This is a genomic window from Bifidobacterium catenulatum DSM 16992 = JCM 1194 = LMG 11043 (assembly GCF_001025195.1).
Taxonomy (GTDB): domain Bacteria; phylum Actinomycetota; class Actinomycetes; order Actinomycetales; family Bifidobacteriaceae; genus Bifidobacterium; species Bifidobacterium catenulatum.
Map to the genome: position 1 here is coordinate 1,132,190 of NZ_AP012325.1, position 23,846 is coordinate 1,156,035.

At 54.5% G+C, this 23,846-nt stretch carries 25 protein-coding genes and 1 tRNA gene; 3 read left to right on the forward strand and 23 right to left on the reverse strand.

The features are described from left to right. Window positions 1–107: 107 nt before the first annotated feature. Window positions 108–1,565 (reverse strand): UTP--glucose-1-phosphate uridylyltransferase, encoded by a 1,458-nt coding sequence (locus tag BBCT_RS04885; RefSeq protein WP_003834764.1) that lies wholly within the window; start codon window positions 1,563–1,565, stop codon window positions 108–110. A gap of 195 nt (window positions 1,566–1,760) precedes the next feature. Between BBCT_RS04885 and BBCT_RS04890 the strand changes: the two genes are divergently transcribed. Continuing rightward, window positions 1,761–1,834 (forward strand) — tRNA-Pro (locus BBCT_RS04890). 73 nt (window positions 1,835–1,907) lie between these two features. Beyond that, on the forward strand, window positions 1,908–2,330 hold the full coding sequence (locus BBCT_RS04895; RefSeq protein WP_003834762.1) for a hypothetical protein: 423 nt from the start codon (window positions 1,908–1,910) through the stop codon (window positions 2,328–2,330). A 135-nt stretch (window positions 2,331–2,465) separates the two neighbouring features. On the opposite strand, the gene der is transcribed toward BBCT_RS04895, so the two are convergent. Beyond that, a complete protein-coding gene (der, locus tag BBCT_RS04900; RefSeq protein WP_003834761.1) occupies window positions 2,466–4,595 on the reverse strand; it encodes a bifunctional cytidylate kinase/GTPase Der in 2,130 nt (709 codons plus the stop codon). Further along, window positions 4,592–5,365, reverse strand: coding sequence for a pseudouridine synthase (locus BBCT_RS04905; protein WP_003834759.1), 774 nt, complete (start codon window positions 5,363–5,365; stop codon window positions 4,592–4,594). Before BBCT_RS04905 ends, der begins: the two co-directional genes overlap by 4 nt. Before the next feature lie 111 nt (window positions 5,366–5,476). Here BBCT_RS04905 and BBCT_RS04910 point away from each other — a divergent pair, with 111 nt between their 5' ends. Next, window positions 5,477–6,412 carry an MIP/aquaporin family protein gene (locus BBCT_RS04910; protein WP_003834758.1) on the forward strand — a complete coding sequence of 312 codons (936 nt, stop codon included), beginning with the start codon at window positions 5,477–5,479 and terminating at the stop codon, window positions 6,410–6,412. On the opposite strand, the gene BBCT_RS08860 is transcribed toward BBCT_RS04910, so the two are convergent. The 20 genes from BBCT_RS08860 to rpe form a co-directional block, all read right to left on the reverse strand. Next, window positions 6,329–6,610 (reverse strand): hypothetical protein, encoded by a 282-nt coding sequence (locus BBCT_RS08860; RefSeq protein WP_051916908.1) that lies wholly within the window; start codon window positions 6,608–6,610, stop codon window positions 6,329–6,331. The two genes, BBCT_RS04910 and BBCT_RS08860, sit on opposite strands and share 84 nt — an antisense overlap. A gap of 123 nt (window positions 6,611–6,733) precedes the next feature. Next, the gene (purH, locus tag BBCT_RS04915; protein WP_034248574.1) at window positions 6,734–8,362 is read right to left on the reverse strand and encodes a bifunctional phosphoribosylaminoimidazolecarboxamide formyltransferase/IMP cyclohydrolase; all 1,629 of its coding nucleotides are present in this window, start codon (window positions 8,360–8,362) and stop codon (window positions 6,734–6,736) included. After that, window positions 8,310–9,701: a cell division protein PerM gene (locus BBCT_RS04920; protein WP_003834755.1), complete on the reverse strand. Its 1,392-nt coding sequence runs from the start codon at window positions 9,699–9,701 to the stop codon at window positions 8,310–8,312. Before BBCT_RS04920 ends, purH begins: the two co-directional genes overlap by 53 nt. After that, window positions 9,698–10,621, reverse strand: coding sequence for a succinate--CoA ligase subunit alpha (gene sucD / locus BBCT_RS04925; RefSeq protein ID WP_003834754.1), 924 nt, complete (start codon window positions 10,619–10,621; stop codon window positions 9,698–9,700). Before sucD ends, BBCT_RS04920 begins: the two co-directional genes overlap by 4 nt. 2 nt (window positions 10,622–10,623) lie before the next feature. Further along, window positions 10,624–11,817, reverse strand: coding sequence for an ADP-forming succinate--CoA ligase subunit beta (sucC, locus tag BBCT_RS04930; protein ID WP_003834752.1), 1,194 nt, complete (start codon window positions 11,815–11,817; stop codon window positions 10,624–10,626). Between the two features lie 51 nt (window positions 11,818–11,868). Next, window positions 11,869–12,450, reverse strand: a complete 582-nt coding sequence (locus tag BBCT_RS04935) for an adenine phosphoribosyltransferase (protein ID WP_033513367.1) — start codon at window positions 12,448–12,450, stop codon at window positions 11,869–11,871. A gap of 115 nt (window positions 12,451–12,565) precedes the next feature. Then, window positions 12,566–12,958, reverse strand: coding sequence for a preprotein translocase subunit YajC (locus BBCT_RS04940; RefSeq protein WP_003834749.1), 393 nt, complete (start codon window positions 12,956–12,958; stop codon window positions 12,566–12,568). A gap of 66 nt (window positions 12,959–13,024) precedes the next feature. Continuing rightward, a complete protein-coding gene (ruvB, locus tag BBCT_RS04945; protein WP_003834748.1) occupies window positions 13,025–14,098 on the reverse strand; it encodes a Holliday junction branch migration DNA helicase RuvB in 1,074 nt (357 codons plus the stop codon). An 11-nt stretch (window positions 14,099–14,109) separates the two neighbouring features. Next, entirely contained in the window at window positions 14,110–14,727 is a 618-nt protein-coding gene (ruvA, locus tag BBCT_RS04950; protein WP_033513377.1) for a Holliday junction branch migration protein RuvA, read from the reverse strand. Between the two features lie 44 nt (window positions 14,728–14,771). Further along, window positions 14,772–15,353: a crossover junction endodeoxyribonuclease RuvC gene (gene ruvC, locus BBCT_RS04955; protein WP_003834746.1), complete on the reverse strand. Its 582-nt coding sequence runs from the start codon at window positions 15,351–15,353 to the stop codon at window positions 14,772–14,774. 6 nt (window positions 15,354–15,359) lie between these two features. Further along, window positions 15,360–16,115 (reverse strand): YebC/PmpR family DNA-binding transcriptional regulator, encoded by a 756-nt coding sequence (locus BBCT_RS04960; protein WP_003834745.1) that lies wholly within the window; start codon window positions 16,113–16,115, stop codon window positions 15,360–15,362. A 114-nt stretch (window positions 16,116–16,229) separates the two neighbouring features. Beyond that, complete coding sequence (gene pgsA, locus BBCT_RS04965; RefSeq protein WP_003834743.1) at window positions 16,230–16,892, reverse strand: phosphatidylinositol phosphate synthase; 663 nt, start codon at window positions 16,890–16,892, stop codon at window positions 16,230–16,232. Window positions 16,893–17,002: 110 nt separating this feature from the next. Beyond that, a complete protein-coding gene (thrS, locus tag BBCT_RS04970; RefSeq protein ID WP_003834742.1) occupies window positions 17,003–19,036 on the reverse strand; it encodes a threonine--tRNA ligase in 2,034 nt (677 codons plus the stop codon). Between the two features lie 170 nt (window positions 19,037–19,206). Continuing rightward, complete coding sequence (locus tag BBCT_RS04975; protein WP_003834741.1) at window positions 19,207–20,034, reverse strand: DUF881 domain-containing protein; 828 nt, start codon at window positions 20,032–20,034, stop codon at window positions 19,207–19,209. Between the two features lie 6 nt (window positions 20,035–20,040). Continuing rightward, the gene (locus tag BBCT_RS04980) at window positions 20,041–20,373 is read right to left on the reverse strand and encodes a small basic family protein (protein ID WP_003834739.1); all 333 of its coding nucleotides are present in this window, start codon (window positions 20,371–20,373) and stop codon (window positions 20,041–20,043) included. Further along, window positions 20,373–21,344 carry a DUF881 domain-containing protein gene (locus tag BBCT_RS04985; RefSeq protein ID WP_003834738.1) on the reverse strand — a complete coding sequence of 324 codons (972 nt, stop codon included), beginning with the start codon at window positions 21,342–21,344 and terminating at the stop codon, window positions 20,373–20,375. Before BBCT_RS04985 ends, BBCT_RS04980 begins: the two co-directional genes overlap by 1 nt. 5 nt (window positions 21,345–21,349) lie before the next feature. Beyond that, a complete protein-coding gene (locus tag BBCT_RS04990; protein ID WP_003834736.1) occupies window positions 21,350–21,952 on the reverse strand; it encodes a CDP-alcohol phosphatidyltransferase family protein in 603 nt (200 codons plus the stop codon). 13 nt (window positions 21,953–21,965) lie between these two features. Continuing rightward, window positions 21,966–22,817 (reverse strand): ATP phosphoribosyltransferase, encoded by an 852-nt coding sequence (hisG, locus tag BBCT_RS04995; protein WP_033513372.1) that lies wholly within the window; start codon window positions 22,815–22,817, stop codon window positions 21,966–21,968. Window positions 22,818–22,863: 46 nt separating this feature from the next. Continuing rightward, window positions 22,864–23,127 carry a phosphoribosyl-ATP diphosphatase gene (locus BBCT_RS05000; protein ID WP_003834733.1) on the reverse strand — a complete coding sequence of 88 codons (264 nt, stop codon included), beginning with the start codon at window positions 23,125–23,127 and terminating at the stop codon, window positions 22,864–22,866. 35 nt (window positions 23,128–23,162) lie between these two features. Then, window positions 23,163–23,828, reverse strand: coding sequence for a ribulose-phosphate 3-epimerase (gene rpe / locus BBCT_RS05005; protein WP_033513374.1), 666 nt, complete (start codon window positions 23,826–23,828; stop codon window positions 23,163–23,165). Between the last annotated feature and the right edge of the window lie 18 nt (window positions 23,829–23,846).

Here is a 23,846-nt window from a genome sequence, read left to right on the forward strand (position 1 = left end):
AACCAGTATAGGCTTCCGCACACACCTCTCTATGATAGATGGTTTTCGCTCAGATTGTGCCTATTTTACGAAAAAATACAGTTTTCGTGTTGAGAACACCCCTCGAATCAGACCCAATCGTCAGGCTCCACGCCTTGCGGGCCAACGTATTCGCCGTTCGGAACATAACTCGGCTCGCCGGTGTCAGACAGCCGCGCGTCACCAAACAGTACTACATCCCTGCCAAAGGTCCAGTCACCCTCGATATCAACGGAATTTGCCGCGGCGAGCGATGGAACTCCATACGGGAATCTCGTATCGAAATCATGAATGTTCTTGTAGTGTCGTGAATCCAAATGGACGTCCGGGAAAATGTAGTTACCGTCCTCCATCTCATACTGGTCCGTCAGATGGAATCGATCAGACCGCATAATGAACAAATCGTCGGTGGTTTTCACGGGCAGGAAACGCATGCGATCCACGCACACGCAAGTGGCACCATCAAACAACGTCACCGCGGCTCCCATGGCCGTTTCCAGCTGAATGACAGGCTCGCTCGTCGGATCGGTGGGATCAACGGTCTTTTTATTACGGATCACCGGCAACGGCAGCACGCCGTCATAGGCGGACAGCTTGGCCTTCAAAGCGTCAATCCGCACCCAGATGCTGTTCGTGTTGAAATACGGGTGTTTTTCAATGTTCTGAGCATCGTCTTTGTCATTTGGATGCACCTGACTCATTTCACGCAGCATCAAACGGCCCGTAGCCTTGTCACGCACGATATGGCCGCCCTTGCGGTCGGCGGGAGTGCGCTTGGCAACTTCGATCATGACCGGAGCGCCAGTGTTTTCGAAATGCTGGGCTAGCGTACGCGAAGGTCGTGCACCGAGATTATCGGAATTCGAGATGAACAAATACTTGAAACCATGTTCCTCGAGCACGTCAAGCAATCCGGATTCCCAGATGGTTGAGAACAGGTCACCGTGGCCTGGCGGACACCATTCAAGTTCGGGATTTGCCGAAAAACTGACAGGAAGGCCCGTTTCCGCGCTAATCTTTGGTTCCTGATGCTGCACAATCTCCAGAGGAATATCCTCCTGATGGAATTTCTTGTTGGCTCTCAGCACCTTCATGGTGTCGTCTGAAGTGCGGAATGAATTCATCAGCGTCAACGGCAGCTCCACACCCAGACGAGTGCGTGCAGTCAGCACCTGTCCGACGATGATGTCGATGAAACGCATCTGACGGGCCTTGTGGCGACGCACGGGCAAGAGAGACTTGGCGCAATCCAGTCCCATGGAGGTGCCAAGCCCGCCATTGAGCTTAAGGAATGCGGTTTTTGCGAACGCATCAACGGCTTTGTCGTGGTTAATGGTCTCGTAAACGTCATGGAAGCTGGGTACCCCCACCAACGGTTCCACCTCATCCTCACGAATCCAGCTGCTTGCCTCCTCGTTACGCCAAACCTCATATAGACGCTTGAACTGTGCGATAGCCATATCGGTCATCCCATTTTCCCGCATCTTTGCGGCGGAGTATTCGAATACGTCCTCAGTCAATGTCTTTCCCTTTCGTGCGGGCATCATGTTCTCATTGTACCTAGGTAATACTACGACACATTTCCCGTAACGGGGGCTTTTGGATATTAAAAAAGATATTTTTATTTGACACAAACGTCATCTTTACGCATTCTTCATCACGTTTCATTGACTGCGAAACACGATGTATTTGAAAAAAACACAGACTATGCTATGCTTCATTTTCGGTGCTTTTGCATCGCTCGGACCATAGCGCAGTTTGGTAGCGCACTTGACTGGGGGTCAAGGGGTCGCGGGTTCAAATCCCGCTGGTCCGACTTGAAAAACCCGGATTCGTATGATTTCGGGTTTTCTTTTTAAGGTTGTCAGTCTTACACATGCAGGTAAGAGGTGATTGTCTTGAAGTCGAGGGACGCCCAGCCACAGTTTGACGATGTTGATGACCTTGCCCACGTGTTCGATTTTTCCGTGCCTGAAGATGAATGGAAGATCCGCTTGCCCCGGGAACTTGGTGTGGAAGCTCGAGAACGCGCGAAACATGATGGTATCACTCTCACCGAGTTGACCCGAAGAGCGCTTAAAAGCGATAACCTAAGTGACACAGCCGACACCGTTCGTCCAGGACGAAGGCCAAAGAACACCGACGGGCGCGAACAGCTCGGCGACGAATGGAAAATCAAACTCCCCTATGCCATCGGCAAGACGGCACGGGAACGTGCAACGGAAGAGGGCATGTCCTTGAGTTCTCTTGCCCGACGTGCGATCAGCGGATATCTACGCCAAAGAGACACCGAAGAACAGCCACTTTTCTAAGACGCCCAGTCAATAGCGTGCCGCACATTAGCTATACAGATTGGCAGATACAGTATTTCTTACAACCGTTTTTTCTTTTTTTGGGGGGGGCACGCCACGAATGATGGCATGCCCCCCAAAAAAAGAAAAAACGAGCTACTTGCGCTTTTTCTTTTCTCGGATATTCACCGAAATCTGAATCGGGGAACCCTCGAAACCAAACTCCTCACGCAGGCAACGTTCGATGTAACGACGATAACCGTGCTCAAGGAAGCCAGTAGCGAAAATCACAAAACGCGGTGGGCGCGTCGAAGCCTGGGTCGCGAAAAGAATGCGTGGCTGCTTGCCACCACGAAGCGGATGCGGATGTGCAGCTTGAATCTTGCCCAGAAAAGCGTTGAGCTTGCCGGTCGGGATGCGCTTGTCCCACGACTCCAAGGCGCCACGCATAGCTCTGGCCAGACGATTCGTATGCCATCCGGTCTTAGCCGACAGATTCACGCGCTGGGCCCACGTCACGCGGTCAAACTCGGTCTTCCACAAGCGTTCCATGCGCTGACGATCGAAATCATCCATCAAATCCCACTTGTTGAATACCAGGACAATGCATCGACCGGCATCCACGGCTTGACTCATCACCTTCAGATCCTGATCGGAGATCGGTTGGGAGGCGTCGAACAGCACCAATGCAAGCTCCGAACGCTCAATCGCGGCCTGCGTACGCAACGACGAGAAATACTCGGCGCCGGACAACTTGTGCAGGCGACGCTTGATGCCGGCGGTATCGATGAACAGCCAATCCTCACCATCAACCGTCACCACCTCATCGACAGGGTCGCGGGTGGTTCCAGCCAGATCGTTGACCACGGTGCGCTCTTCATGCGCCAGCTGGTTCAGCAAGGACGACTTGCCAACGTTCGGACGTCCGACCAGTGCCACACGACGAAGATGCGATGGAGTGAGGAACCCGGAAGTCTTCTCAGCCTTCTTCAACGACTCCAAAGCCGCATCAAGCAGTTCGCCGATGCCGCGGCCGTGCATGGCGGAAATACCGTATGGCTCCCCCAAACCCATCTTCCAGAATTCTGCGGTCAGATACTCGCTCTCACGATCATCGACCTTGTTCACCGCAAGCGTGACTGGCTTACCAGAGGATCGTAGCATCTTTACGATACGCTCGTCAGTATTGGTAAGTCCAACCTGACCATCCACCACAAGTACCACGGCGTCAGCAAGCTGGACGGCGATTTGCGCCTGCGACGCGATGGCGGATTCAATGCCTTCGACATCGGCTTCCCAACCACCGGTATCGACCAGCTTGAAATCAGTGCCGGCCCATTCAGCATCGTAGCTCACACGGTCTCGGGTCACGCCTGGAGTATCTTCCACAACGGCCGCACGACGTCCGAGAATACGATTCACCAGCGTGGACTTGCCAACATTCGGACGTCCAACAACGGCAAGCACGCCGACCGGCTTCGGGCCAGACTGGCGTTCGCCACCAACGAAAGACGATCCATCAATCAGCCCTTCATCGCCCTCATCCAACTCATAATCATCAAGATTGGACGCATATTGGCGATATTGCTGCTCTTCAATAGCGTCATCGACGATGCGCACAAGCACGTCGAGGGTTTCGCCGAAATCCAAATCGGAATTGTCAACGGTCAACACACCTTCCGCTGCGGACGTGAAATTCGTGACCTTGGAATCAGCCTTGTCTCGTGCCGCAACGTTTTCTGCGCCAACTCCGGAAGCTGACTGCCCTGCTCGACGGGCTTGGCGGACTTCCTCACGAGCGGTAAGCAATACACGCACTTCAGCATCCGGCGCAACAACTGTAGTGATGTCACGGCCTTCGGCAACCACGCCAGCACCTTCGGAGAAGGAATCGGAAGCCGCTTCACGAGCAATATACGCGCGTTGTGCGGCAATAAGCACATGACGAACCGGAATGATGTTCGACACCTTGGACACATGGGATGACACTTCAGAGGAACGGATCACCTCACTGATGTCTTCGCCATCGGCATACACCTTCGGATCGTCCGGATCGACACTGATGTCAAAATGACCCTCGGTGAAGAACTCGCCCACGGTTTCAGTGACCAGCTGTTCGTCGACAGTCTCCGCATCGAGGTCGATACCCTTGTTCATGCACCACCATGCGCAGGCACGATACATGGCGCCGGTATCGAGATAAGCAAAACCGTAATACTTGGCCAACGCTTTGGACGTGGAAGACTTGCCGACGCCCGCAGGCCCATCAATAGCTACGCGGATCACAGGCCCACCGCCTTGGACAGGGAACGCACCTCAGTCTGCGAAAGCACACGGTACGATCCGGACTTCAGATCGCCAAGTTTAATCGGGCCGATCTGAGTGCGCACCAAACGCCTGACCGGGAAACCGATCGATCCGAAGATACGACGAACAATACGGTTCTTGCCGGAGTGCAGTACCACCTTGACCAGAGTGTTATCGCGGCTGGCATCAAGAATCGCGCAACGGTCAAGCTTGATCCAACCGTCATCGAGCTGCACGCCGGTGGTGACCAGTCGGCGGCACACCTGACCGCTGATGCGACCTTCCAACGTGGCAATATAGGTTTTCTCGACCTCATATTTGGGGTGCATGACATGCTGGCTCAACTCGCCGTCGTTCGTCATGAGAATCAGGCCTTCGGAATCGTAATCCAGACGACCCATGTGGAAAATACGGTCATACTTGTCACCGACGATGTCGCTCAGGGTGTAACGTCCCTTCGGATCCTCCATGGCGCTGAGCACGCGCTTCGGCTTGTTCAAGGCAAGCGTGACATGATTGGGGTTCACACGAACACGGGAGCCGTCCACACGGACTTCCTGATGTTTCGGGTCGACGCGAGTCCCCAACTCGGTGACAAGCTCACCGTCGATTTCGACGCGTCCTTCAGTAATGATCTCTTCACATTTGCGACGGGACCCAAAACCTGCCTGAGCAAGAAGCTTCTGCAGGCGGATACCTTCATTGTCATGTGTATGCGCCTTCGCGGCGCGGGAATATGCGTTTGGCATCGTTCTCCCAACGTGGCCGGATAATACTTATAGGGACTGCTGGTACTATGGCAGTCGTTTGGCGATTTCCAAAAAATCGCAACTTGTCCACTATATGACAGAGGAAAGACTATGACTGCTGTTGAAGCAACGTCCATAACTAAGGAAGAGCAAAGCAAGCCGCTGGCACTTCGTGTCGGAGCGGAACTTGTGGGAAGCTTCATCATCTGCTTCGCGATTTACGCGATCTGCTCGCTTGGCTCCGCAGTGTACGGCATCAATATGGCGTTCATCGCCCTGCTGACGGGCATCGTGTATGCCGCGGCCACCGTGATCTTTGGATCCATCTCCGGAGCGCAATTCAATCCGGCCGTATCTGTCGCCGCCATGCTCACCGGCAAGACCCATGTGCTTGATGGCATTCTGTACATCATTGCCCAAGTGCTCGGCGGCATTGGCGCCGGCGCTGCCATCCGATTCCTTCTGCCGACTTCCGAGCAGGTGACATTCAAGATCTGGATGACGCCGACGATCAACGGCTTCGATAAGAACTCCGTCTCCTACGCCACACTTGGCAACTATGGCGTGACATTCAGCATCACCTTGGCCATCGCTGTCGAAGTCATCGCAGGCATCGTCATTGTTGCCACCGCGCTTCGTACCACGGGCAAACATGGCGAGTCCGATACGAACCATGCCTTCGCGATGGGACTTGCCTACGGCATCGGCACCGCCATCGCCTACCCAGTGACCGGAGCTGCATTGAACCCGGCACGCGCTACTGGCATCGCTATTTTCACGCAAAACCAGGGTCTGAATGAGGAACCATTGCAGCAGCTGTGGGTCTTCTGGATCTGCCCCGTTCTCGCAGCTGCCGTCGTTGCCCTTATCGTCATTATCTCCGGTATGGTCGGCACGAAGAAGAATACGTCGGATGCCGAAGTCTCCGATGAAATCGAAAACGACACTGTTCTCGACGAAGCGTCAGTTTCCGACAGGAACGATGGTGAGGAGAATGAGCAGTCCAGCGCCCAAACCTACACCCATGAAAGCGTCGAAAACAACTGACCGGACCTTCCATGGGCTGCGTTCACGCAACACCAGCCTGACCAGCCCAGTCACCATGGCCGTCACCGCGATCGCAGCGGTGGCGGCCTTTGTATATCCTGCGACCGCAAGCACCGTCGCAATAATCACTACAACTGCGACAATCCATTCAAACCACGGTTTGCCCTCATGATCTTCGGAAACGTAAGGATGGCTCATTCCGAGGCCTTTCATATCTCGCTTGCCTGCAATAATCGTAATCATAATAAACGTGGCGCCCGAAACCAATACGGAATCGGACGCCACACTAATCACAATACTCTCGTATGAGAAGTGGAACGATCAGTGGAAGAAGTGGCGGGTGCCGGTCACATACATGGTGACGCCGGCCTTGCGGGCCGCTTCGAACACTTCCTCATCGCGGATGGAACCACCCGGCTGGACGATGGCCTTGACACCTGCGTTGATAAGAATCTCCGCACCATCGGCGAACGGGAAGAACGCGTCGGATGCCGCAACAGCGCCCTGAGTGCGGTTTGCACCATCAGCCAGCGTATTCGCACGTTCAACGGACAGGTTGGCGGAATCGACACGATTCACCTGACCCATGCCGATGCCAACCGTGGCCTGATCATGAGCAATCAGAATAGCGTTGGACTTGACGCAACGGATGGCTCGCCAAGCGAAAACCAGATCCCTGATGGTCTGCTCATCCGCGGGCTCGCCGGAAACCAGCTTCCACGCATCCGGATTGTCGCCCGGAGCGTCGATGAGATCAGTGGACTGCACCAACAGACCACCGTCGATCTGACGGAACTGTGTCTTGGACTTCGGCGGTTCGGTAACCTTCAGAATGCGAAGATTCTTCTTCTTAGTCTGCAACAGCTCAAGGGCATCGGCATCATAATCGGGAGCGACAATCACTTCGGTGAAGATCGGACGGACGCTTTCCGCCATTTCCATGGTGACCTTGCTGTTCGCAGCGATCACGCCACCATAGGCGCTCATCGGGTCGCAGGCATGCGCCTTCTTGTGCGCCTCAGCGACGGTGGCTCCAACGGCAAGGCCGCACGGATTGTTGTGCTTGACCACGGCAACCGCAATCTGCGGAGCGAAATCCCACACGGCACGCCAGGCTGCATCAGCATCGACATAGTTGTTGTAGCTCATCGGCTTGCCACCGAGCTGTTCAGCATGTGCGAAGCCGTTCTGGTTCAGCGGATCGAGATACAACGCGGCCTGCTGGTGAGGATTCTCGCCATAACGCAGAACATGGGCACGATCCCAAGTACGGGTGAATGCGGCCGGGAACTTGGCCTCATTCACTTCCGTCTCGTCTTCGGCAGTCGGATGGTCAACAGTAGCCGGCTTCGGCCAATGCTTCGCGGTCCACTCGTTGATGGTGGCATCATAAGATGCCGTATGCGCGAATGCTTTGCCGGCCAGCCAGCGACGTTCCTCAAGGGAGAAACCTTCACCGTTCTCGATACGGGCCGCAACCAACGCATAATCGTTCGGATCCGTGATGATGGCCACGGTGGCGTTGTTCTTCGCCGCTCCGCGAACCATGGACGGGCCTCCGATATCGATCTTTTCAATAGTGGCGGCTTCGTCCGCACCGGAACGAACCGTATCAGCGAACGGGTACAAGTTGACGACCACCAAATCGAACGGCTTGATGCCAAACTTTTCCAGTTGAGCCGCGTGGTTCTCATTGGTCATATCAGCGAGGATACCTGCGTGGATATGTGGATCGAGGGTTTTGACACGGCCATCGAGACACTCGGGAAAACCAGTGACTTCCGAGACTTCCGTCACCTTGACGCCGAGTTCCGCAAGACGCTTTGCAGTGGAACCAGTGGAAACCACTTCAGTGCCGGCCTTGATGAACGCCTCGGCAAGAACTTCTATGCCTTCCTTATGGAAGACCGATACCAGAGCTCGACGTATCGGTCGATTCGTTGTTGTCACCCTGCTCCTCCTTATTGTTAATGGTTGAGGTCACTGTGCGGGCCGCATCGGCGATCTCACGATTATTTGGTTCGAGAACCGCAGCGGATGTACCGCTCCTGCCCTCGCGGACACGCTTTATGCCCCAGCGTATTCCGAAAAACATGGATACGGCCACCAAAGTCAGCAGCCACGATGAGAACAGCCCGACTGCAGTGGGCTGTCCAACCTTACGTGTCGACGCAATTACATCGACACCGACATGCGCAAGATGTTTCGATCCCAGTGCTCCGTTGGAGATGGCGAACAGCAAACTCGAGCCTACCGATACGATCACGCAGGACATGCAGAATGTTCCCGCGGGATAGGCGAGTCCGAACACCACCCGCTTGACGTCAATCTGGTGATCAGCATCATCAGCTCTGATATGGAATCCCTTGTTGAATAACATGACGATTATGCCTGCGATACAGGGCAACGCCAAAGGAATGCACATTAATGCGATTCGAACCCAATCCGCTTCAATTGCCGAGGGAAGCAGACCGAATATCGGCAGCGACGGCAATGCCGTTCCCTGACCGCTCCACATAGTGAATTCAGCAAGGTCGCCAATCGAAAAACCTGCTCCGAACACCCAGGAAACCGCCCAAATCGCAATGTTCGGAATCCACGCGAGCATAGCGATAGTCGTAAGTATACGAGAGCCGTTCTGCATTCCCGACAACTCATACAGCTTCACCATAGCCGACTGATTGCTAAACACCCAATACACGACCACAATCAGGCCAATGACCAGATAGACTGCAATCAACAACAGACCAAGAGCTAAGCCTATGGTGATAGTCTTACGGACCGGCAACGAGACATGCTTGCCAATCCATTCCAACCCTCGCTCGGTCAACGGCGCCTCAGGAATCAAGGCAATGGCATAGCCCAGTATGAAGACGACCGCCGTTTTCACGATAATCATGCCGGTCGTGTCAACAAGCTCGGTATCGACGCTGTTGGCGAAGAATATGTTGATCAGCACCCAGCCAGCAGTCCCCGTCACACATCCGGAGAAACTGGTTCCAATACGCTTGGCAAGCGATGAAATAAGTGCAATCAGCATAACCGTCAACAACAACGGCATAATCGTCAGTGTGATGGATCCGGTTTTGAACCCGGATCCTTGGCTGAGAAGCACAACCGCTTCAGTCAAGGGAACGGAGAAGGCGGACAGATTGTCGCCGCCTTCCTCCATGGAGATGATCAGAAGCATCAGTGCGATATAGCAGCCGAGGGCAACAGCATAGATAATCATGGACGCTGCCGCTACGGCAAGCCCTTGCAACCAATACTTCAGGTTCTTTGCCATCATATCGACTTGGAAGCGAGCACCTCGCGCATGATTTCAGCAGTCTGCCCCGGAGTGCGTCCAACACGGATGCCCACGGCTTCGAGCGCTTCCTTCTTGTCTTGCGCAGTTCCCTTGCCGCCTGAAACGATGGCTCCAGCATGACCCATCTGCCTGCCTTCCGGTGCCGTGAAGCCAGCGATGTAGGCGACAACAGGCTTGGTCATATGCTCGGATGCCCACTTTGCAGCATCCTGCTCGGCGCTACCGCCAATTTCACCAATCATCACGACGGCCTTAGTGGCATCATCGTTTTCAAATGCTTCAAGGGCTTCCTGCAACGTGGTGCCAACAATGGGATCGCCGCCAGCGCCCAAGCATGCGGTGAAGCCGATGTCGGACAGCTCCCCCATCAGCTGATAGGTAAGAGTGCCGGACTTGGACACCAATCCCAAAGGTCCACGGGAGACGATGCCGTCCGGAATGATGCCGAGATTGCAACCCTGCGCACCTTCCATCGAAGAAAGCGTAAGCAGGCCAGGACAGTTCGGCCCGACGATGCGTACGCCCTTGCGCAATGCGAGCTCAACAAAATACGCACTGTCGGCAACCGGAATGCCTTCGGTGATAACCACAATCAGCTTGATACCGGCTTCAATGGCCTCGACCACGGCATCCTTAGCAAAACGCGGCGGGACGAACACAACACTTGCCTGCGCACCGGTAGTTTCAACAGCTTCGGAACAGCTACCAAAAACACGTAGAGTAATGTCTTCGCCGTTTTTTGCTTCAGGGAAATTGACTTCCTGGCCGGCCTTGCGAGCATTGACGCCGCCGACGATATTGGTACCGGCCTTCAGCATGCGCGCGGTATGGGTCATACCCTGGTGTCCAGTCATGCCCTGCACAATGACAGGTGCGCCATCCTCAATGAAAAGCGTCATTTTCAGCGAACCTCCTTGCCATTGGCCGCAAGGCGTGCGGCCTGCTGTGCGGCTTCTTCCATGGTTTGTGCGACATGCAGATTGACTCGATTGGCTTGGGCCAGAATGCGCAGGCCCTCAGCAGCGGCGTTGCCGTCGAAACGGACCACCAGAGGCTTGGAGCTGCCAAGCTTGTCAAGAGCTTCCAAAATGCCTTTCGCCACCTGTTCGCAGGATGTGATGCCACCATACACGTTGACCAGCACCGATTCGACCTGCGGATCAGAGAGCACAATCTCCAGACTGCCGCACATCACTTCGGCAGACGCGCCGCCACCGATATCAAGGAAGTTTGCAGGTTTGACATTGGTTCCCTGATCCTCACCGGCACCGGAAATGGCGTCGAGCGAACTCATCACCAAACCGGCACCGTTGCCGATGACACCAACGGAACCTTGAAGATGCACATAATGCAAGCCATGTTCACGTGCCTTCTGCTCAAACGGATCGACATGCACCGGATCCGCGAACCGATTCCACCCATCGTGGCGGAACGCCGCATTGTCGTCCAGAGAGATCTTGGCGTCCAACGCACACAACGTCTTGGACGATTCGTCATCTGGATCACCGATCTTGGCAAGCGGGTTGATCTCAACAAGCGTAGCGTCATTGTCTTTGAAGCACTGCCACATCTTCAACAGAATCTGTGCGGCCTGATTAACATCGGCATGGTAGAAACCAATGCTTTCAGCCATTTTGGTGGCCGCTTCGAGGTCGAAATCCTCAAGCGCGTCAATATGCAGACGCTTGACGGATTCCGGATGCTCCTTAGCGATCTCCTCAACCTCAGTACCGCCATTCGCTGTGGCAAGCACATCGAAATCACGGGAGGAACGATCCACGGAAATGGAGACATAGTACTCGTGAAGAATGTTCTTTGCCTCGGCTACCAACACGCCGCTGACCTTATGTTTGTGAATGGTCATCGGCAGGATGCCCTCGGATACAAGAATAGCCTCATCGCGATTCTTCGCCAGCTTGACACCGCCAGCCTGACCGCGATGACCAATCTTCACCTGAGCCTTGATCACATTGGGGTAGCCAATCTGATCGGCAGCCTCAGCCACTTCGTGAGAGTTCTGCGCGAACACTGCTTTAGGCGTTGGAATACCCTGCTCTTCAAGCAGCTCCCTAGCCTGATACTCATAGAGATCCATGGATTCTTTTTCCCTTGATGCTATTGGTTATTTATAAAGAATATACTCAAATCACGCAGGCATGGTGATCAACGAACTGGCTGGATACCCCTGCAGGGACTTCATGCCGTCGATGCCGGTAAGTTCCATAACGAAACTGAAACCGGCCACCTTGCCACCGCACTTTTCGATCAGAGTACTGGCTGCATTAGCAGTTCCACCGGTAGCGATCAAATCATCAACGATGAGCACACGTTCACCCTCATGCACGGCGCTGGTTTCGATTTCCACGGCAGCCTGGCCATATTCAAGATCATAATTCTGCGACACAGTATCAGGCGGAAGCTTACCGGCCTTGCGCACGGCGATGAATCCTTTGCCAAGACGCGCGGCCAATGCAGGACCAAATAAAAAACCTCGCGCTTCAAGACCCGCAACGGCGTCGAAATCATGGGGATTCACTGGCAATGCGGCCTCAAGTGCGTCCAGGAGAACACCAAAGGCACGAGCATCAGCCAATACCGGCATGAAATCACGGAAAAGAATACCTTCTTTCGGGAAACCGGGAATCGTGCGAATTTTAGAAATGAGGTACTCGGCGTTTTCAGCTCCGACCCTGCTTAAACCGGAAACGGTGATATCCGTTGATGCCATGGCGGTAGTTTCTTTCTCCTTCAATATGCGGCACTTCGCATTATAGGATTTCGACGCGAAAAAGAACGGCGAAAATCCCAAAAATGAGATTCCCGCCGATATCTTTTATATGTTGTCAGTTGTTCTTCTGTTCGGTCTCAGTCTGTGCCACTTCGACATCACCCTCAATCGGCTCCTGGGCAGCCTGATCTTCATCTGCAGAATCGGTGGGAAGCAGGTTGCCATTCTCATCGACCTCGTCATCATGCACATATGCGGGACGCACATATTCACGGCTGATGGCGTTGAAGCCGAAACGAATCTGGGAGCCTTCGGAATCGATGACGATCTCCTCGTATTCGGTATCGACGGAAACAACCTTGCCGATTACACCGCCGATGGTAATGACCTCGGTGCCAGGCTGAAGATTGGCACGAAAATCCTGGCGCTCGGCCTGCTGCTGCTTAGCCTTCTTGGACTGCCAGAACATCATGCCAAACATGACGACCATGATGACGATGAGAAACATGTAATTCAAAGCACAACTCCTTGAGGTGGACGCTCAAAACGGGACCTTATGTCCAAGATAACGAGTCTAGGCTAGCTTGCTGACATCAATCTGAGATTCGTCAGGCACTAAACCGAGATGTTCCCATGCCTTACGTGTCGCCACACGCCCCTTCGGCGTGCGCACGAGGAACCCCTCACGAACCAAATACGGCTCGCAAACCGTTTCCACGGTTTCCGATTCCTCGCCGACCATGGCAGACAGATTGTTCAGCCCGACCGGCCCTCCGTTGAAATTAGTGACAATGGCTTTTAGCACCGCGATATCCAAGCGATCCAGACCTTCAGTATCGATCTGATATAACGCCAAGGCCTCCTTGACATCATTTGGATGCACGGTTTCCAGATCATGTACGATGGCCCAATCCCTTACGCGACGAAGCAATCGGTTGGCGATACGCGGCGTACCCCTCGAACGCATGGCAAGCTGGTGGGCAGCACCGTCCTCGAGGCGGATGCCAAGCACAGCCGAAGATCGTTCGATAAGCTTTTCAAGCTCCTCATGCGGATAAAAGTCGAGATGCGCGGTGAAACCGAAACGAGCCCTCAACGGCGACGGCAACATGCCTTCACGAGTGGTGGCACCAATCACTGTAAACCGCGGCAAAGTAAGAGGGATGGAGGAAGCGCCCGGTCCTTTGCCGACCATCACGTCAACACGAAAATCCTCCATAGCTATATACAACAATTCCTCGGCTGCCCGTGGAAGACGATGGATCTCGTCGATGAAGAGCACTTCCCCAGCATCCAAAGAACTCAGAATGGAAGCCAGATCGCCGGCATGTTGAATGGCCGGACCGGAAGTGACTCTGATCGGCACTCCAAGCTCGTTGGCAACAATCATGGCCAACGTGGTCTTGCCCAAGCCCGGAGGCCCCGCCAAAAGAATATGATCCGGAGGAACGTCACGTTTGCGGGCAGCGTCCAAAAACAGCTGCAGCTGCGCCTTGAGCCTCGGCTGTCCGATGAAACCGTCAAGAACATGGGGTCGCAATTCCTCGTCGCTCACCGGCTCGTTGCCGACTGGCGATGCGGAAACCATGCGGAGTGATTCCTCGTTGGCACCAGTATTCGACTGGTCGAATGCAGAGTCGTTCGTCATGATGGTGCGATTCACCTACCTCGATCAAGGGACGCCAACGCGAGTCTGAGCACACGAGGCACGTCATCGTCTCCCAGTGGAATATCGATATGGTTGCTCTCGCAGACCTCTTGCACGGCATGAACGGCATCCTGTTGACGCCACCCAAGAGACATCAGGCCTTCCACCACCTGTTCCGAACCAGTATCTTCCGTGGAACGTGTTTCAGGAGAAGCGCCTTCGATCTGGCTAAGGTCAATGGACCCTTTAAGCTCAAGGATGATTTTTTGCGCACCTTTTTTACCTAATCCCGGCGCCTTCGCCAGCGCAGTGGCATCGCCATCTGCCACGGCCCTCGCCAAACGTTCCGGAGGCAACGTCGAAAGCAAGGAAAGGGCAACCTTCGGGCCAATGCCACTGACCTTCTGCAATTGCAGGAACATACGTTTCGATGCGAGCGAGGAAAAGCCATACAGCGTGATCGCATCCTGCGAAACGTTCAACGACGTGTACACCTTCACCGTTTGACCGGCGTGCATGGAAGCCAGATCCGCCGAAGGCATCCTAGTCTCATAACCAACTCCCCCGACCTCAATGATCGCCGAAGCCGCGTCAATGGAATCGACTTGGCCATGCAACATGCCTATCATGCCGTCACCTCCCATAAACAATCATAGAACATCTGTTCGATAGTTTACATTCCTCTACGGACGCCACGTTGCCGTGCCGCATTCTGCGAGGCAAGCGCCCATTGACGTTGCGCATCAGTGAGATGTTGTTCACGTTCACCCCCTTGCAGCGCGCCCGCAGGACGAAGAGCATGGCAAATCGCAATGGCCAACGCGTCGGCCGCGTCAGCAGGTTTAGGCAAGGTATTCAGCCCCAGAATACGGGAGACCATACGTTCCATCTGAATCTTCTCGGCCTTGCCGTTGCCAGTGATCGCCATTTTCGATTCAGTCGGCGTATGCAAGGCAACAGGAATTCCACGCTGGGCTGCGGCCAACATGGCCAGTCCAGCCGCCTGCGCGGTCCCCAACACAGTGTTGCGGTTCTCTTGCGCGAACACACGCTCAATGGACACGGTATCCGGCGCAAACCGTTCTATTTTTTCAACCAGCCCATCGTATATGGCCAACAGGCGCAGATCCTGTGACATTTTCGGATCAGACCGCACCACATCCACATGAATAAAAGAAAGCCGGCGGTATGCGCCGGCTTCGATCACGCCGACCCCGCAGCGAGTCAGCCCGGGGTCGACGCCAAGAATAATCACGCTCGATTACTCCTCGTCAAGCTGAGCCATAACCTCATCGGAGGCGGTCCAGTTGGAGTAGATGTTCTGCACATCGTCCAAATCGTCGAGGTTGTCGATGAGCTTGGACACCTTCTGAGCATCCTCGAGAGTCAATTCAACCTCGTTCTTCGGCATCATGACCAGATCGGCGGAATCGTAATCGAAACCAGCGTCCTGCAGAGCCTTACGAACATCGATCATTTCGGAAGGACCGGTGACAACGGTGAACACATCACCATCTTCGGTCACATCCTCGGCGCCAGCTTCAGCGGCCTTTTCGAACAGATCATCGAAATCAACACCTTCGGCAGGAACGATAATCTGGCCCTTGCGCTCGAAATTGAAGCTCACGGAACCGGAGGTAGCCAAGGAACCATTACCCTTGGTCAGGGTGGAACGCACTTCAGCGGCCGCACGATTACGGTTGTCGGTAAGGCATTCGATGATCAGACCGACGCCTGCGGGAGCATAGCCCTCATAGACGATATCTTCGTAGTTGGCACCGCCGGCCTCTTCACCAGAACCACGCTTGACAGCGCGCTTGATATTATCGGCAGGCATGGAAGCCTTCTTGGCCTTGTAGATGGCGTCGTACAGGGACGGGTTGCCGTCAGGATCGCCACCACCCATACGTGCTGCAATCTCGATATTCTTGATCAGCTTGGCGAACAGCTTGCCACGCTTCGCGTCGATGGCGGCCTTCTTGTGCTTGGTGGTCGCCCACTTGGAATGACCTGACATAATGCTCCTAGGCAGGTTGCGGATGTTTCAAACGAAACGATTCTAAAGCGGTTCTAAGACAAAGCGCCTGACATATGGTTGTCAGGCGCGTCAACATTCGACATTTGCAGGCAGTTATAGCTGATATGTCCTATGGCCGGCAGCCATCTGTCGACGTGCTTCGAGAACGCGCTGGAATACTGTGACCACACCTAAAACCGCAAGCAATACCATGTCAATGGCCAGCCATAGGCCGTGATGCGTCAGCCCAGTGATCGCCATGCCCACCAGAATGATGACCAGTCTGTCGGCGCGCGTTGCGATACCGTTCTTTACCTCGAAGCCAACGGATTCCGCACGGGCACGCGCATACGACGTCACAAACGACGTCATCATTGACACCATGGCCGCGCCGACGCCAACCCAACTAATGTAATCCGGACTTGACTGACTGATGTCATACCACCAATCGGCGTGCAAGATGAAGAAGACGATCACTCCGGCAAGCAACGCCCAATCGGCGATACGATCCAACGTGGAATCCAGAAAAGCGCCGAATTGGGTGCCTCCCGTGGTCAGCTTCGCGATTGAACCGTCCAGGGAATCGGCCAGCACCAGCAATGTCAGTACTACGGCTCCAGCGAAAAGCCACCCCGTGATGCCGGTGACGAAGGCAACCACAATGGTTCCAATGGTGCCTATGACCGTCACCGCATTCGCGGTCAGGCCAATGGATATCAACGCTTTGGCAAGCGGTTCTATGAGCTTTTTGAATGGTGCGCGAAGATGTTCTAGCATGCGGATTCCTGTTTCTCGGAAAACGAAAAGGGCGCGCAAGCGTCAATAATGATGCTTGTGCGCCTTTATATGACCCATGATCTTATGAGACCGAATGCAAGCGAATCGGCTCAGTCTGCGATGGCGGCCTTGAAGTCGTCGACGTTGTTGACCTGAACGCGCTTCTTGAGCACGGTCATGATCTGCGCCTTGGCTTCATCGGTCGGCACGCCGTTCAGCTGGCTGCCATCACGGAAGCGGAAGCTCACCGCATTGTTGTTCATGTCTTCCTCGCCAACGATGAGGATGAACGGAACCTTGGACTTGGAAGCGTTGCGGATCTTCTTGCCGAAACGATCGTCGGACATGTCGATTTCACAACGAACCGTTTCCTCTTCGAGACTGGCGATGAACTGCTGCAAGTGCGGGGCGAATTCATCGGCAACCGGCACGCCAAGCACCTGAACCGGAGCGAGCCATGCCGGGAAAGCACCGGCGTAATGCTCAAGAAGCACGGCGAAGAAGCGTTCGATGGAACCGAACAGCGCACGGTGGATCATCACCGGACGCTGGTGGGTACCGTCCGCAGCGATGTATTCCAAGCCGAAACGTTCCGGAAGGTTGAAATCAAGCTGGATGGTGGACACCTGCCAGGTACGGCCGATGGCATCACGAGCCTGCACGGAAATCTTCGGACCGTAGAAGGCTGCGCCGCACGGATCGTCAATCAGCTCAAGGCCGGATTCCTTGGCGACTTCGGCCAGCGTATTGGTGGCTTCTTCCCAGATCTCGTCAGAACCGACGTACTTGTGCGGATCCTTGGTGGACAGCTCCAGATAGAAGTCGTCCAGACCGAAGTCCTTCAACAGGCCAAGCACGAAGGTCAGCAGGTTTTTCAACTCGTCCTTCATCTGCTCGCGAGTGCAGTAGATGTGGGAGTCATCCTGAGTCAAGCCGCGCACGCGGGTCAGACCATGCACCTCGCCGGACTTCTCGTAACGATACACCGTACCGAATTCGAACAGGCGCAATGGCAGCTCGCGGTAGGAACGCTGGCGGGACTTGAAGATCAGGTTGTGCATCGGGCAGTTCATCGGCTTCAGGTAGTAGTCGAAGCCCTGCTTGATGACGTTGCCGTTCTCGTCCTTTTCCTCATCCAGACGCATTGCGGGATACATGCCATCCTTGTACCAATGCAGATGGCCGGAAGTCTCGTACAGACCGCCCTTGGTGATGTGCGGAGTCTGCACGAAGCTGTAGTGGTGCTTGCGATGCATTTCGCGGGAGTAATCCTCCATCGCGTTAATCACGGCAGCGCCCTTCGGATGGAACACAGCCAGACCCGGACCGATCTCATCCGGGAAGGAGAACAAATCCATTTCCGCGCCAAGCTTGCGATGGTCACGCTTGGCGGCCTCCTCAAGACGAGTCTGATAGGCCTTGAGATCTTCTTTGGTGGCGAAAGCCGCGCCATAAACGCGCTGCAGCATCGGATTAGCTTCGCTGCCACGCCAATATGCAGCTGCGGAACGCTCGATCTTGAACGCCTTGATATAGCGGGTGTTCGGCAGGTGCGGTCCGCGGCACAGGTCCTTCCAAACCACATTGCCGTCGCGGTCGACATTATCGTAGAAGCTCAGTTCCTTGCCGCTGATTTCAGTGGCGGCCTCCGGATCGAGGTGGGCTTCCTTGTCTTTGATTAGCTCCAGCTTGTACGGCTGATCAGCCTCTTCCGCCAAAGCCTCCTCTTCGGTCACCACGCGGCGACGGAAGGACTGGGACGATTTGATGATGCGCTGCATGCGCTTTTCGATCTCTTTGAGATCGTCAGGAGTGAACGGAGTCTCAACATCGAAATCGTAGTAGAAACCGTCTTTGATGACCGGGCCGACACCAAGCTTGGCGTCCGGGCGGATCTCCTGCACGGCCTGTGCCATGACATGGGTCGCGGAGTGACGCATAATGGCCAAACCGTCTTCGCTATCAAGCACGATTGGTTCCACAACATCGCCGTCATGCAGTTCGGTATACAAATCGCGAGGTTCACCGTTAAGACGCACCGCGATGATGTTCTTGTCTTCCGCAAAGAGCTGGACGCCAGTCTGGTCTGCTGCCACCTCCTTCGCTTCGCCGTTGAGTATGATGGAGATGGTCTGTTCAGCCATGGGTTGTCCTTTGCTATCGGGGTCCGCGTTACTAATGTGCAGGCCTGGACTGTATGTCAACGATGAACAAGATAGGGTTGAGGGCAGACATCGGCACGCTGAAAAAGTGAACGGCATTCTACAACACAATTATTTTTAGGATCGACCAAAAGAAAACGCTACTTAAGGAATTATTCGACGACATGCGCATACGTGTACTGCGGCGCGCTTCGCGTCGACGTGATTTCCACCTTGTCAGAAGGCGCAATCGACACGGTGGAGCCATACTTCACCTTCAAACGTGAACCAACACCGCCCGCAAGATTGACGGCGTTCTGCAGATTGTCGCTATCCCCTATCGCCTTGATGATGAATGGTGCCTTGATATTCGCGCCATCACAGCTGAGACCGTCTGCGGAATCGCTGATATACGTACTGGTAATCACACGAATATCGTTGATTTCAATGACCTCCGCACCGCTATTGCGCAATTCTTCAAGAAGCGTGAACAGAATCGACGCATCAATATCTTGCTTTGATCCTTTGGAAATACTGATGACCACGCCTTCTCCAGATACCGGCAGACGTCCGGAAAGAATTCCATTCGATTCGGCATTCTGTTTGGCGATTTCCGCCGCTTTTTCGTTCTTGTCGGCCGTGTCCTTCAGCGAGTCAAGCTGGCTGGAAAGCTCACTTTTGCGCTTCTCAAGCTTTTGGACCTGCGTGCTGGTTTCACTGATGAGTTTGGTTAGTTCGTCCTCACTCATCGTCTCATATGTGGACGTTGTGTTGTTCAACTGAATGGCATAGCTAAAGCCGAGCAACGCGCAAAGCACGGTTACAAGCACGCTGGAGTACAGGCGGGCACGAGCAGCCTTCGCGTTCAGCGAAATCCGCCTCGGCTTGCGCCTGACCACTGGAAACGATCCGGTCTGGGTGCTGTCGTTGTTCTGATCCTTGACGATCTGCTCGTGAATTTTGGAGAGCACGTCCTTGTTGTCATCGCTACGTCTGCTCATGCCACGTCATCCCTTGAAGATGAAACGCCGGATGGCCGACACATTGGTGAAGATTCGAATGCCGAGCACGACGATGACAGCGGTCTGCAGCTGGGAACCAACGCCAAGCTGGTTTCCCAAGAAAACCAGCAATGTTGCGGTAATGACGTTCGAAAAGAAGGAGATCACAAAGACCTTATCGGAAAAGCTGCGCTGGAAATAGGCTCGTGCGGCACCAAGCAGCGCATCGAGCGCGGCCAGAACCATAATCGGCAGATACGGCTGAAGGGCAATGGGAATGTCCGGTCGGACGAACACGCCAATGACCACGCCAATGATAAGTCCCAAGACCGCTGCCATTACTTGACCTTCCTTGCATATGTCACTTCGCCAGTTACCGCCGCTTCCAGTGTAATCGATTTGTTTTTGCCCACTTGCGGATAGATGCCCGCTTCTTTGAAATCATCGTACAAACATTGTTGTGTTTTCTTGCTCACCGCATTGGCAAGAACGCTGGAATTGCCGATCGCCTCGATGCGATACGGACTTTGCACGGAATTGACTCCGATGAGGATCGTCGTTCCAGCCGTTCGTATGGAAGTCTGCACGCCGAGACGGTATCCGTTGATGGCGATCGCTTCCGCTCCGGACTGCCAGAGTAGCGAGACAAGCACCTGCAGATCCGAATCCGTGACGACACGAACCTGACTGCCGTTTTCTCTTGGCAGCGACGAATCCGCGTTGTCACCGCCCACAGACAACGGGTTGGCGATGGTGAGCGTGATGCCTTCTCCTCGCACAGGAAGTACGCCATTGACCATTTCGTCATCCTGTATGGTCTGGTTCAATGACCAGCTCGACACGGATTTCGATTCCTCTTCAACTTGGGCACGCAGCGCATTGACGTCTTTGGTGAGGGTCTCGACGTTTTTTGTTTGCTCAGCCAACTGACTTGACAGCTGCTTGCGCACTTCCTTACGGGGGTCGGTACTCAACTGACGAACGAATACGCTGCCTGCCGTACCCACGGCAATGCAGATGAGAAACACTAACACACGGGTAAACCAGACCGCAAACATCGACGGTGTTTTGGTGGCCAGTCTCGAATCCGTATACATCACATCCATCGGACGGTTGGTCAGGTCGTCGATGAGCCGCAGCGAATCATCGTCCAGACTCCGCCTTCTTCGGGAGGTGGATGCAGCAGTCTCGGGCTGCACATGATGCGAGGTCAGCCCAGCGAAAGACGCCGAAAAAACGGCGCGACGCTTCGTGGGCGTATTCTCCGGAGACACCGGAAACGACACACGTTCCGAAGCATCATGCATCATGTGCGCTAATCCTTATCGTTTTTCAGCAGTTGGATTCCCTGACGTATGTAAATATAGCCGGCAAGCCAGTACAATCCTACGCCCCATGTGCCGGTGGCGAGACCGCATAAATGCAATGTATCCGTAGCGGAATTGGACCAGATATCCGCAAAAATCAAAGCGACAATAGCAATCATCAGCATGGCGGTGCCTGCTTTGCCCACGAAATGCACGGGCAGCGGACCATAATCATGCTGGGCCAATATCAACACGAGAATCGCCATGATCAAATCGCGTAATCCAACGACGATCAACATCCACCATGGAATGATGTCGGCGACACCCAACGCGAGGATGCTACAGAAAATCAGCAGACGATCGGCAATGGGGTCGAGAATCTGCCCGATCTTGCTCACCTGGTTGAACGACCTTGCAATAAGACCGTCCAAACCGTCAGATACCGCCGAAAGCGCAAGCACGACCAACGCAAGCACCATCTCATGACGAGAGACCAATACCGAGATGAAAGGAATCGAAATGATTCGCAACAGGCTAATAAGGTTCGGAACCGTGAAATAGATATCCCGCGGTTCCGGACTGTACTGCTTTTTGATAATCAGTTTACTCATACTTCGAGCAACATTACATTCTCGAGGCCTGCAAGGCGGTGACAATTATGCCACGGGCACCAACTTCATACAACTGGTCCATCAGTTGGTTGACCTTGGCCTTTGGCACGACGACGCGCACGGCCGCCCACTGCTTGTCATGCAGCGGGGAAACGGTCGGGCTCTCAAAGCCCGGCGTGATGGCCACAGCAGCGGAAACCTTCTCGACCGGAATGTCGTAATCCATGAGCACGTAGCGTTGGGCGGTGAGTACACCTTGCAGTCGGCGGCTTAGAATCGTCAGGCGGTCGTCGTTCTCAGCGAGACGCGGAGAACGAATGAGTACGGCTTCGGAATGCAGCAACGGCTCCGCGAAAATACGCAAGCCGGCATTGCGGAGCGTGGTGCCCGTGGACACTACGTCGGCGATCAAATCCGCCACTCCAAGCTGCACCGACGATTCGACGGCACCGTCAAGATGCACGGTTTCAGCGTTGATGCCATGTTCGACCAGATAATCATGCACAAGCTTGTCGAAACTGGTGGCGACACGTTTGCCTTCGACGTCTTCAAGCGTGTTGATCGGGGAATCGTTCGGGGCCGCGAAACGGAATGTCGATGCGCCGAAGCCAAGTTTCATGTGCTCCTTGGCGTCCGTTCCGGAGTTGAGCAATAGATCATGGCCGGTGACGCCTACGTCGATGGTACCGCGTCCAACGTAGACGGCGATATCAAGCGGACGCAAATAGAACAACTCCACATCATTATCGGGATCCTCTACGACCAGCTGACGCGGATTGCCCCTCAGACGATAGCCAGCTTCGGCCAGCATGTTCCAGGCAGGTTCAGACAGCATGCCTTTGTTAGGCACGGCAATTCTCAGCATTTTTCCTCCCAAAAAAGGCCATGCCTTCTGCGGCATGGCCAAAAACTTACAGATTCTTGTAGATATCTTCGAGTGTGATGCCACGGTCGATCATCATGACCTGCAGGTGGTAGATAAGCTGGCTCATCTCCTCCGCGGTACGATCGGCGCCTTCGTATTCGGCTGCAATCCAGGTCTCGCCCGCCTCTTCGACGATCTTCTTGCCGATGAAATGCGTGCCTTTGCCCAGTTCGTCAACGGTTAGCGAGCCAGCCTGCTTGGAAGCGGCCTTCTCGCTCAATTCGGCAAAAAGAGATTCAAAAGTCTTCATTGTTCTTGTCTATCCTCGAAAAAATGATGGAAGGTTCAGGCCTTGAATGCGGCTTCGGCCTTCTCGCGAATGGAATCAATGGCTTCCGCAGGATTCTCAGCGCCGTACACAGCGGAACCCGCGACCAGCACGTCAGCGCCTGCTTCGGCTACGATATGGGCAGTCTTCGGGCTGACACCGCCATCGACCTGAATCTTGGTGGCAAGACCACGGCGGGTGATTTCGTCGCGCAAGCGACGCACCTTGGACATCTGGTTATCGAGGAACCTCTGGCCGCCGAAGCCAGGTTCGACGGTCATGATCAGAATCATGTCGAATTCGTCGAGAATATCGAAAATCGGTTCGACAGGTTCAGCCGGACGTACCGCGAAGCAGGCTTTGCAACCCATTGTGCGCAACTGGCGTGCCAGACGAACCGGAGCATGGGTGGCACCCATATGGAAGCTCACGGATGCGGCGCCCAGCTTGGCGTACTCAGGTGCCCAACGATCCGGATCCTCAATCATCAGATGCACGTCGACCGGAAGATCGGTGACTTCGCAGATACGACCCACGATCGGTTCGCCCAAAGTCAGATTCGGGACGAAATGATGATCCATCACGTCGACGTGAACGAGATCCGCATTGGAAATGGCCTTAAGGTCACGCTCAAGGTTGCAGAAATCGGCGGACAGGATGCTTGGTGCGATTTGAATAGTCATGGCTCTCATTCTATGAAA